Source organism: Paenibacillus sp. FSL K6-1122 (assembly GCF_037977015.1).
Classification (GTDB): domain Bacteria; phylum Bacillota; class Bacilli; order Paenibacillales; family Paenibacillaceae; genus Paenibacillus; species Paenibacillus amylolyticus.
Genome location: NZ_CP150272.1, coordinates 2,011,220 through 2,023,514, shown reverse-complemented (window position 1 = coordinate 2,023,514; position 12,295 = coordinate 2,011,220). Strand labels below are relative to the sequence as shown.

General features: G+C 46.0%; 8 protein-coding genes and 1 tRNA gene. All 9 read right to left on the bottom strand.

Annotated features, from left to right (window positions below; all coding sequences use genetic code 11):
* Positions 1 to 1,035, bottom strand: a complete 1,035-nt coding sequence (gene pheS, locus NSQ20_RS09115; protein ID WP_340019848.1) for a phenylalanine--tRNA ligase subunit alpha — start codon at positions 1,033 to 1,035, stop codon at positions 1 to 3.
* Between the two features lie 410 nt (positions 1,036 to 1,445).
* Positions 1,446 to 3,338: an ABC-F type ribosomal protection protein gene (abc-f, locus tag NSQ20_RS09110; RefSeq protein WP_340032314.1), complete on the bottom strand. Its 1,893-nt coding sequence runs from the start codon at positions 3,336 to 3,338 to the stop codon at positions 1,446 to 1,448.
* Positions 3,339 to 3,857: 519 nt separating this feature from the next.
* A tRNA-Gly gene (locus NSQ20_RS09105) sits at positions 3,858 to 3,928 on the bottom strand.
* A 161-nt stretch (positions 3,929 to 4,089) separates the two neighbouring features.
* On the bottom strand, positions 4,090 to 6,216 hold the full coding sequence (locus tag NSQ20_RS09100) for an EAL domain-containing protein (protein WP_340032313.1): 2,127 nt from the start codon (positions 6,214 to 6,216) through the stop codon (positions 4,090 to 4,092).
* 289 nt (positions 6,217 to 6,505) lie between these two features.
* Positions 6,506 to 7,462 carry an aldolase catalytic domain-containing protein gene (locus NSQ20_RS09095; RefSeq protein WP_047842252.1) on the bottom strand — a complete coding sequence of 319 codons (957 nt, stop codon included), beginning with the start codon at positions 7,460 to 7,462 and terminating at the stop codon, positions 6,506 to 6,508.
* Between the two features lie 83 nt (positions 7,463 to 7,545).
* Positions 7,546 to 8,859 (bottom strand): DUF4129 domain-containing protein, encoded by a 1,314-nt coding sequence (locus NSQ20_RS09090; RefSeq protein WP_340032312.1) that lies wholly within the window; start codon positions 8,857 to 8,859, stop codon positions 7,546 to 7,548.
* Positions 8,856 to 9,971, bottom strand: coding sequence for a DUF58 domain-containing protein (locus NSQ20_RS09085; protein ID WP_047842250.1), 1,116 nt, complete (start codon positions 9,969 to 9,971; stop codon positions 8,856 to 8,858). The genes NSQ20_RS09090 and NSQ20_RS09085 overlap by 4 nt, the downstream gene beginning before the upstream one ends.
* 4 nt (positions 9,972 to 9,975) lie before the next feature.
* Positions 9,976 to 10,941: a MoxR family ATPase gene (locus NSQ20_RS09080; protein ID WP_036610140.1), complete on the bottom strand. Its 966-nt coding sequence runs from the start codon at positions 10,939 to 10,941 to the stop codon at positions 9,976 to 9,978.
* A gap of 121 nt (positions 10,942 to 11,062) precedes the next feature.
* Complete coding sequence (locus NSQ20_RS09075; protein ID WP_036610143.1) at positions 11,063 to 12,169, bottom strand: PAS domain-containing sensor histidine kinase; 1,107 nt, start codon at positions 12,167 to 12,169, stop codon at positions 11,063 to 11,065.
* Positions 12,170 to 12,295: the final 126 nt, after the last annotated feature.

Here is a 12,295-nt window from a genome sequence, read left to right as displayed (position 1 = left end):
TTACAGCCGTCCGAATTGCTTCAGGAAGGTCAGATCGCTATTGTAGAAATGACGGATATCATCGACACCATACTTCAGCATCGCAATACGTTCTACGCCCATTCCAAATGCAAAACCACTGTATTTCTCCGGATCGTATCCACCCATTTCCAGTACTTTCGGGTGAACCATACCGCCGCCCAAAATTTCAAGCCAGCCTGTTTGCTTACATACGCGACAGCCGCTGCCGCCACATTGTACACAAGTTACATCCACTTCCGCACTTGGCTCTGTGAATGGGAAGAAACTTGGGCGCAGACGAATTTCTGTGTGGGAACCGAACATTTCGCGTACGAATTGCAGTAGGGTTCCTTTCAGATCGCTCATACGAATGTTTTCGCTAATGACCAATCCTTCAACCTGGTTGAATTGGAAAGAGTGCGTCGCATCGTCATCATCACGGCGGTATACTTTACCTGGGCAGATGACTTTGACAGGCACTGCGCCCTTCATGCTCTGCATGGTACGTACTTGAACCGGAGATGTATGGGTACGCATCAACAATTCTTCGGTAACATAGAAAGAATCCTGCATATCGCGCGCCGGGTGATTCTTCGGCAGATTCAATGCTTCAAAGTTGTAATAATCCATTTCGACTTCAGGACCTTCCGCAACGCGGTATCCCATACCGATGAAAATATCTTCGATCTCCTGTACCACTTTGGTCAGTGGATGCAGTCCGCCTTGACGTCCACGACGTCCTGGCAGAGTCACATCAATTTTCTCGGATTGCAGACGCTTCGCCGTCTCTTCCTTCTGGAACTGATCCTGCTTGCTGTCGATGACTTCCTCAATGGCAGCCCGAACATCATTGGCGACTTGACCAATAACTGGACGTTCCTCCGCACTAAGCGCACCCATACCACGCAAAATCTCAGTTAATGCACCCTTTTTCCCCAAATACTTTACACGCAGATCACCGAGCGTCTGCGGATCATTCACACCAGACAACTGCTCCAGCGCTTCGATCTTCAATGCCTCTAAACGTTCTTTCATGTGTAATTGCCCCCTTTTTGTGGTGTTTTTGCAACAAAAAAAGGCCTTCTCTCCCCTGAAGGGACGAAAAGACCGTGGTACCACCCTTGTTAGACATCCATTGCTGCGTGGCCCTTATGGCCTGCAACTGGTTCTGTCTCACTTTGTACGGAATAACGACCGTTAACCGTTTGCCCCTACTGTTGCCTCTGTGTCTGCACACAAACAGGTTCAGGGAACCGCTTCGGAGTGAATTTCGGCAGCCTTGTTCTACAGAAACGCTCTCAATCTACGGCGCTTCCTCCCTGTCCAGAGGCACTGCTTACTTATCTCCATCATCACGTTTGCTTAGTTTACCTATATCGATGTAATCATCGATGATCGTTCATAATTATATGCAAAATAGATCGAAATAGCAAGCCGTCCATGTTCTAATTTATGCTTGCACCATTATCTTTCAATTGTTTCAGGCGCTGCTGGATTTCGCGAATCTCAGCTGCCTCGACTGCTCGCTCATTCGAATGCTCGGGCTGTGTCAGACTGTCTTTTCCAGCAGTGCTCACAGGAGACAGCAACTCCGATAGGCGCATCTCCAATCGTAACCGCTCATCATCGGATTCCCGGGTCTCCAGCGCCACCTCCCGAAGTTTGGTGGACTGCTCCCAATCCGACACACCTCCTTCAAACAGAGTTACTGTGCCACCAGCCTCCAGATCGCATAACCGATTCGCGAGTGACTTCGTCAGCATCCGGTCATGGGATACAAGCACCAAAGCACCTGAAGTCTGTTTTAATACATTTTCCATGACTTCCTGGGTATCGATGTCCAGATAGTTGGTCGGTTCGTCCAGCACCAGCAGATTGGCTCCGCCAAAGTACAGTCTCAGAAATGCCACTCTGCACTTTTCCCCCATGCTCAAATCCCCAATGCGCTTGAATACATCATCTCTGGAAAATAGGAAACATCCCAGAATGGTACGTGCCGCACTTTGTGTCATGGATGGAAGAGTAAGCAAGCTGTCCAGCAGCGTCTGATTCTCGGGGAGCCCTTCCAGCTCCTGTGAAAAGTAACCGATTTTCAGCTGTGGATGCCGTGTGACCTTGCCTTGCGAAGGTTCCAGTTCACCAATCATCAACTTCAGCAGTGTTGTCTTGCCCGTTCCATTAGGACCACGTACAGCAAGCCGATCTCCACGTTCCACAGCAATCCGAAGATCGCGCAGCAATGGTTTGTCTCCCGTATATGAAAAACTCACCTCTTCCAGCGCAAGCAGCTGGCGTGCAGCCAGTGGATTCATCTGTAATTCCATGTTCAACTTTGCAGCTTCACGAGGTTTATCCACCCGTTCCCGCTCCAAACGCTCCAGCTGTTTTTGTTTCGCATGGTAACGTGAAATATTTTTGTTGGCTTTGGCTTTGTAGAAACTCTGGGTGATCTTCACCTCCACATCAGTCGCCGAATTATGCGCTTTATGGAACCATTCCTGATAATTTCGAATCGTTTCTTCCAACGCCTTACGTTCCAATTCCTGCCTGCGGTAGATCGTTTCCTGTTCGCGTAATTCACGCTCTTTGTGGATCTTGTAGTCGGAGTAACCTCCCTTGTATTTGGTCAGGGCATCTGGACTGAACTCAATGACTCCTGTTGCTACCTGATCAATAAACGTACGATCATGTGATACAAATAATAGCGTACCTTCATATGAGGATAACCACTCTTCCAGCCAGCGCATGCTTCCCTCATCCAGATGATTTGTCGGTTCATCCAGGATCAGGAACTTGGGTTTGCTGACAAGTAGCCCCGCCAAACGAGCCTTTGTTTTTTGTCCACCACTCAAGGAATGATAGGGTCTATTCCAATGCTCTGCGGATAATCCGAGGCGAGTCAGTACTTTCTCTACCTCAGTCTCCCACATATAACCGTTCAACTGTTCATATTGCTCCATCACTTGTGTATAAGCTGCAAGCAGCTCTTCATCCGCTTCAGTGCTCATGCTCAAACGTTGTTCCAGTTCTTCCAAGTTCCGTTTCACTTCATAGATCTGACCGCTCTCACGGCGGACCGCATCCAGTACATTCATCCCGGTCTCAATTTCCGAGCGCTGGCGCATGAACCCCCATTCCTGCTGAGGGATATGACGTTCAATCCGTCCACCACCATGCTCCTCACCCAAAATGATGCGTAACAACGTTGTCTTGCCGCATCCGTTGCGACCCAAAATGGCGAGTCGTTCGCCCTCATTAATCTCCAAATTCAATCCTGTAAACAATTCAATACCGTTCCACTCTTTTGATACTTCATGTAAGCGTACCAATGTCATCATGAGGCCTCATCCTTCCTGCATCCTTTTTGCTGAACAAAAAAAACCGCTGGCATCAGCCGGCGGTTTGGCAATTCAGGGTTGGATCAAGCATTCAAAGACAGATCTAAGGTAAGCTACGGCATGAACAAAGAAACCCAAAATACAGGGTACACGTAAACCTCAATGGCTTACTTGCTCCATACCTTTTCCCATAGCTGAATTTGGACACACGAATCCCCTCATTGCTCAGCCGCTCTGGCTGACTGCGTCATAAAACCGTCTGCAGTTAACTGGGGTTCAATTCATGTGTTTTACTTCATGGGACGTATGGTTACCTCTCATTCATGTGTAGTATCAATTTCTCCGTTATTGTACCAGAACATTGTAAAAAAGCAAAGGGTACATAATTTAAACTAAAGAATACTTACTTACTCGCCACTCCTAAAATAGAACAATCTTCTGATCGCTGTTACCACGGGATTTCCTTTAGCGCAATAGAAAAAGCCCCTGCATCGCAAGGACTCCGGTACTGCTTCGTTAAGCGGGTGATGGGAATCGAACCCACGCTATTAGCTTGGAAGGCTAAAGTTCTACCATTGAACTACACCCGCATAATTGAAGATTTATTGTTAAGTTCCTTAGGAATTTAACAGTGATTTTACAAATAATAATATACCATGATCCTCTATAGCATGCAAGTCATATTTTCCATTTTTTTCATTACGCATCCATCAAAAAAAAAGCAGGAGCACCCTCGCGCCCCCGCTGTTCCCTATCCTGTAGGCTTATCCACATCTCTCAAAAACTTCTTTTCAAATTCAGCGGCTTTAATCGGTTTGCTGAAGAAATAACCCTGAGCCTCGTGACAGTGTTGATTGCGAAGAAAGACCATCTGATCTTCGTTCTCCACACCCTCAGCTGTGACTTTCAGTTGTAAATGATGCGCCATTGAGGTGATGGTAGATACGATCGCTGCGTTATTGCTGTCCTCCATGACTTCATTCACAAATGAACGGTCAATCTTAAGCCGATCAATCGGCAGATCCTTCAGATAGTGCAACGAGCTGTATCCCGTTCCAAAATCATCAATACTGATATGCACACCAATTTCTTTGATTTTGCGCAACTGTTCGAATGACCGGTCTTTATCAAATGTCATGCTCTCTGTAATCTCCAGTTCAAGCCATACAGGCTCTAGTCCCGTCTCTTTGAGAATGCCATTGATATTGTCCAACAAATGGGAGTGCCTGAATTGTCTCATCGACAGATTCACCGAAACACACAGTTTACGATAACCGGCTTCCTGCCACTGTTTGTTCTGTGCACACGCTTCACGAAGCACCCATTCGCCAAGTGGCACAATGAGCCCACTCTCTTCTGCCAGAGGAATAAAATCCGCCGGAGATACCGAGCCTCGCTGCGGATGCTGCCAACGCACCAAAGCTTCCATGCCAACGATTAGCCCACTTTGCAGATTAACCTGCGGCTGGTAGACCAGGTAGAACTGACCTCGATCCAACGCCTTGCGCAGATCATTCTCAAGCTGCAAACGCTCCTGTGCCTTCATCTGCATCGCATGGGCAAAACGATTCAGTTCCATTCCTTGTTCCTTAGCACTGTGCAAAGCCGTATCGGCATTCTGAATAATCTCCAGTGGTGACTCCCCATCATGTGGGAAAATGGCCATCCCAATTCCAAGTGTCAGATGATACTCATTGCCATCAACCAAGACGGGCTTCTCAAAAAGTTGCAAAATGGATCTTGTCCGACGCAACGCTGTATCGGTTGAACTGAAATCTGTCATCGTTAATGCAAACTCATCTCTTCCCAAACCAAAGACTTCTTCTCCTGGAAGGGACAATTGTTTCAGTCGTTGACCTACCTGACGCAAAACACGGTTAGCTGCTTGCTGTCCAAGCGAATCATTAATGGTTTTGAACCGATTAATATTCAGGACCAATACACCAACAAGCTGTTCCTGCACCACGGCATCATCCATCATCTTTTTCAGCTGCTGTGAAAGGCGACGACGGTTTGGAAGTCCCGTCACGTCATCATGATGAGCAATATAGTTCATCTTGGCTTCCGCGACCTGCTGTTGCAGGAAAGGTGTGTCCACTACGGACGTATACAGCCCTTTTTGAATGAAAAAATATGCCATACAATTACTCAGCAATCCTAATAATAGATTGAGATCGTTCACCCCAGTTGCTGAAACAAAATAACATTCACCAAAAAAGAAACACAGAATGCCACATAGAATGGTTGGTAAATCACCGTCTTTGGTTTTTTTCCATTGTACAAACAAAAGAACTGCAATAATGCCATAGAGCAATCCAACCATAAGATGAACTCGAGTGAAGATACCACCAAGCACTTCCCCATCAAGCATACTCGGCAACATGCTCCATTCCTGAATAGCCAATATGTACAAAATAACAAAGGTACCCAATGTCCCACTTAAAAGCAAGAATTTGCGTGGTAATGCAAATTCTTTCTCATTTAAGGTATACACGAGCAATAATCCTACGGAACATACCAAAGATCCCATGGTTGACATCATTAAGGAGAACTCCGATTCCATCATGGCTCCATTTGGAATCTCTTCTGCAAATGAAACGATATGAACCAGTTCAAATAGACCAATCAATAAAAAGAGTGTTGTCAATAATGTCTTCCGAAGCGTTAGCTTCTGTGTCCGAAACAACCAGCTTTGATTATAGATGCCGATACAAGCCGCTACCGCAGCAAATCCACCCAAGAGTGTCAAAACCGGGTAACCCGATATGATCAGATCAGAGCTTGAAGAAGAACGAAACCATTGACTTGCGAGGAAACATAATAAGCCGCCCACAGCGACCCAACTTATTTTTCTCTGATCTTGCAGATTAACCTTCATGCCGTGTTTTCCTTCCCGGGATCACCTATCCTGAATTACATTAACCAAACTCAACAACTTACTACATGATTCGACAAAAAACATATTAACCAACGTTCAATTCACATGCATACACATGCTATCTGGTACATAATAACATTTAATTTTGTATACGTGAACTAAAAAATAGTTACTCCTAGGAATATTTATTCACAAATATATAGAAAAACAAGGCATTAAGAACTAAAAAAACATGGATCTCCAGTTAGAGTCCATGTTTTCCTATTTTACAACTGTATTTCAGACTATATTACTTATCAAAATTCACTTCTGGTGTTGTTAATTTATCATAGAAATCAACAACCTTATCCTTGTCTTCCGATGAGCGAATCGCCATCGCTGAACGTGGATGCTCGTCCAACGCGCCTGTAATCATGTAAGGCAGAATGTAACCCCATTCTTCTTTTTCTCTGAGTGGAACCATCAACTGTTCCAATACACCAAGTACTGGACGCAGATTGTATTTTGTTCCTTTCAGATGAGCTACGAGCAATTCGGTTGGACAGTTTCCAGCAGCACGGCCCATACCATACACAGAAGCATCAAGCAGTTCGACGCCAAGTTCTGCCGCAACCAATGTGTTAGAAAACGCAAGTTGCATATTATTATGTGTGTGAACACCAAGACGTTTGTTAGGCAAGTGAGTCTTGAACTTCTCTACCAGATATTTCACATCATTATGGTCCAAGCTACCGTAGGAGTCTACAATGTAAACAACATCCACAGCGCTTTCTTTGATCAATTCAAATGCTTCCAGCAATTCATTCTCCATAACATTGGAGAGTGCCATAATATTAAGTGTAGTTTCATATCCACGATCATGGAATGTTTGAACCAGTGCAAGTGCCTTGTCTACATCTTTGCTGTAGCAGGCAACCCGGATCAGATCCAGCATGCTCTCACTGCGAGGCAAGATATCATTTTCGTCCACACGTCCAACGTCAACCAGTGCAGACAGTTTGGTATTGCCTTTTTGAGGAATAACTTTACGCAGGAAATCATCGTTCAGGAAACGCCATGGTCCTGCTTCCTCGGCACCTTTAAGCAACTTTGGAGAGTTCTTATATCCAATTTCCATATAATCAACGCCAGCTTCATTCAATCCAGCATATAGCTGTTGAACAAAGTCCACGCTAAAGTCCCAATTATTCACCAATCCGCCATCACGGATCGTACAATCTACAATTTTGCAATGATTTGTCTTCATTAATGTCTGCTCCTTTTCTGACCAACTTGTGTATTCCTCTCATGATACTTGAACGTGACAAGAAAAGTAAAGGGATTCCGGACTTATTTACTTCGATAAGATCTCCAGATTCGGTCAATCTCAACCATATCGGAACGATCGGGAGCTTTCTCTCCATAACGGACGGCATTATACGTATCTGGTAGTCTCGCAGACAGCTCATCTTCTTCTACCTTCATACCATTCTGAATAATGGTCTGTGCAGCCTCCAGCGGAGTGTGTGTCCGCTGTATTTCCACGCCTCGATGAGCTGCTCTTTCAATCCAAGTCCGATAGTAATACCGAACACGTTCGGCATCCTGTGCAGGGGGCGCCTCTTTCTTGCGAAACCAATTCTTTCGGACTTTTGCTGGCGCATCAAGCGTCTCACTGACATCGATATACTCCGTCCGTGGTTCTGCCTTCTTTTCACCTGGTTGTAACATCCCCTTGAATCGGTCCATAAGTCTGTTTATCGTTTTTTGTCCCAACCTCAGAAGCAGCCACAGAATTACTCCTGCTACAGCACACATCACTACCCATCCGAGGATGTTCCAGAAGACTGAGGGCTCGGATGGCGGCTCTCTCCAGTCATTCGGTATATTTAACTGCTGATTGGGGTTGTCCATTGGTAATCGTGGCTCCTCGCCGGAAATCGGACCAAACCATCCCCTGATCCATGCGAGCAAGCGATCACGTAGCGGTCCCAGCCAGGCAGCCAGACTTGGGAAAGCACCAATCGCGACGATAACAATAAACATCCACATGAACCGCTGATGATTCGCACGTGCAAAATCTCTTAATACCAATCTTCTCTTGCCGTCATTGAGTATTGCCTGATCCAGTTGCAGCATATATCGTCCAACCAGCCAAAAGGCAAAGCTGATCACTCCCGCAATATAGATCCATAGGGTATAGGTTTGTATCGGCTGCATGAATTCCAACGAATTCGAAGCAATCATAAGCACGATCGCACTGATTACACCCATAATCTGCAAGCGCCATAACAACACAGAATGAAAGACTGGCTGGAAGGTCAGACCTGCATAAGCCGAGATGACTCCACACAGTACCAATGTGATGATATCCGGCAACGGGAGAATAAGGCTCATCCCAACAACGAGTGCGAAGAGAAATCCTATGACGAGTGCCGCTAGTCCACGAATGAGTGTACTTTTCTCGCTAAAACCTGGAATTTTATGCTGAATGAACTGTCCCAACCAACCTACAAGAACAACCAGGATGAATAATGTGTACGGCAAATGTTCCATTGCGTAGAATGAAGCAAGCGTAAATATCGGAAAAAGGTATATGCCAGCCATCAAGACGGCAAGCATTGTTATGAGTCCTGTGGTCGTCGCTACCGGTCTGTTCCTCATGCACTCACCGCCTTCGTATTACCCTTCACGTCCTCTACCGGGAGAATCGTTACACGATGTCCTTGTTCGTGCAGACGTGCAATCTCGTGCTCCATAGCGGCAGATACATAGGATGTAATCAGCAGATAGCTGCGGATTTGCTGTGCTTCTTCATTCAGACGTACTTCATCATTCAGGAATTGCTCCATGGGCACCATACATTTCAACTCTGTCTCAGCCATAGCTTCCAGTAACCGTTCCAGATGGGGCGTGCCATAATCCGGCTCAATCCGAAGTGTATCTCGGCCTCCACCCACATGATAACCATTATGGGCGAAACCTGCTGGCAACCCTCTACCGATGGCATCCACTGCAGCCGTGGCAGCGTAACGAAGTGCCCGTTCAATCTTTTCCGGTCGAGTAACAACACTCCACATATCTGCAGATTCCTGAATATTGACTACAATCCAGGATTGCGGATCAGCCGTCCATCCCTGCTTGTAGACTTGTAATTCACCTGTACGTGCACTCGCTTTCCAGTGAATACGATTCATGGGGTCCCCTGCACCATAAGGCCGAACACCCAGGATCAAGAAAGGATCTTCAACGATCCATCGTGATACTTCCACTTCTCCCTGCCATACCTGATAAATTGCAGGAAGATCCTCTGCATTCACTAATGAAGGATACACGATCATAGACATTTGCAAAGGAATCGGTTTGGTGGAACGCCACACACCAAAGAGATCCCCACCTGTCATCGTTGCTGTATTTAATGGATAAATCCCACGCTGAGTACATGTAAAAGGATGCTTGCGCGTAATACGAGTAAACGGTTTTAACGTAAAAATACTCTTATGGTTCTGATAGATTTCGCCTTGGCTAATATCCATACCTGAGCCGGAACGAAATACAAACGACACTGGCATCATCGATTCAAGTCTGAGCCACGGTACGGAGACTCGTTTCTCATTCGATATCGTCTCCACCATCTCAAGTTCATCTCCAGCGTAACAACGCAGCTTGCTGAATTGTCTGCTGTACTTGAGTTTTCGCAGTGCAGGTCGTCCAAACCACACACCATGTATAACAACGACAATGCCTCCAACAAGGACAAGCCATAATAATGCCATAAGATTAACGCCCGCTTGTAGCGAGATTCTCCGTAGGCACTTCTGTCTGATTCAGAAGTTCCTGGATGATACGCTCCGCCAAGCCCTCTTGTTGTCTGATCCGGTTACGAAACACAAGTCGGTGCGCCAGCACAGGTTCCGCCAGTACTTTAATATCATCAGGCAAAACAAAGTCTCTGCCATGCAGTGCAGCCCATGCCTGACTTGCCTTGAGTAATGCCTGAGCCCCTCGTGGACTTACGCCAAGCGAAAGCTCAGGATGTTGCCTTGTCGCTTCGGTTAACTGAATGATATATCGTAGCAAATCTTCATTGATTTGCACTGTTTTATACGTATCCTGCGCCTTCAAAAGTTCTTCACGACTGATCACTGCCGAGAGATCATCAACAGAAAGACTGGCTACCGTACGTCTCAAAATTTCTACACTCTCTTCACTGCTTGGATAACCCATGCGAATTTTCATCATAAAACGATCCATCTGCGCTTCAGGTAGTGGAAAAGTTCCCTGGTTATCTACAGGATTCTGGGTGGCGATAACGATGAATGGCCGTTCCAGCTGTCTCGTTGAACCGTCGATACTGATCTGGCGCTCTTCCATACACTCCAGCAAGCTTGATTGTGTACGCGGTGTAGCCCGGTTAATCTCATCGGCTAGTACAAGATTGGCAAACAAGGGGCCGGGTCGGAATTCAAAATCCCCTTCTTTTTGATTAAAAAAATGAATCCCTGTTAAGTCAGAGGGCAGCAAGTCCGGTGTAAACTGTATCCGTTGGAATGTGCAGTCCAATGAAGAGGCTACCGATTTGGCAAGCATCGTTTTCCCAGTACCCGGTACATCCTCCAGCAGCACATGTCCTGACGCTATGATCGCTGTCATCACCAGCTCTATCGTATGCTCTTTTCCCACAATCACTTTTCCCACGTGATCCATCAGTTGTTGATTCATTCGTTCCATTCCTTGGATTTCCATCTGCATCTCATCCTTCCGTTATGGAGCTTATGTATTCGCATTCATTACTAACTATAACCGTTATTGGCAACATAAAACAAAGGAGTTGGCAAATGGCCAACTCCTCGACTCCCCGCTTTTCTCAATATACCAAGGGTAACATAATTATAAACCGCGTGCCTTCGCCCTTTTTGCTATCCACAGAGATGGTGCCTCCATGGTTCTTGATGATTCGGTAACTCACCGAAAGTCCAAGCCCCGTTCCGCTCTCCTTGGTCGTGAAGAATGGATCAAACAGACGTACAAGCGTGTTATGGTCCATCCCATGACCGTTATCCGCGATGGAGATCTGCACGAACTTGTTTTCCGTGGCGGTAGATATTCGAATTAGACCCGTATGTTCTTCGCCAACTTCCTCAATGGCATCCATTGCGTTTTTCACCATATTCAAAATAACCTGCTTAATCTGTTTGACATCAATGGACACATTCAGCGGGGCATCCCCTTCATCCAGTACGATCTCGCATCCCTTCATCAACCCTTCGCTTTCGGTCAGCAAGACCACCTCTTTGAGCAAAGAGTCGACGGATATCACGGTCTTCTGTGGAGCTGACGGTTTGGAAGAATTCAGAAATTCGTAGATGATGTCATTCGCCCGATCAATCTCCGTCAGTATGATTCGAGCGTACTCGTCTTTGCCGAGCTGCAGCAAATGGGGTCTGAGCAATTGGATGAACCCACGGATTGCAGTCAACGGATTACGAATTTCATGAGCAATAGATGCTGAAATCCGCCCCAGCATCGCAAGTTTGTCATTTTGATAAGCGGTCTGTTCAATTTGTTTATAATCAGATACATCTTTGACGCTGAATAAGAAGTCGCCATCCATCTGATCACCGTACGTCACAGTAACCAGCCAATGCCTTCCGTATTCATCAATCAACTCATGATAGCGCTTACGGTGAAAAATAGTTTCCCGATAGATACGTAAAATTTTCTTTTTCTTGAATCGGCTCATCTGCGGATGATGCAGCATTTGCATCAGGGTGCAGCCGCTCAACAGACTTCGTGGAAGCTCCAACAACTTTGCCATCTGAACGTTAATAAACGTCAATACACCGTGACTGTCAAACAACATAATACCGCTATCCAGATGTTCCAGTACATTCTCGTACTTGTTGTTATCCAGATGCACAGGCGGGAATCCATCCGTTGGTTGAGGCACTGTATCCTGAAATTCACTAATCATGTCAGGTTCCTCCTTTTCACGTAAATGATAAACTTGCCATTCGGACATCATATCATCACAGAAACAGGAAGGGCCGATTTTATTGTTCATTACCGGTGCCCTTTCGTTGGGGGGCTGAGCCGAAAA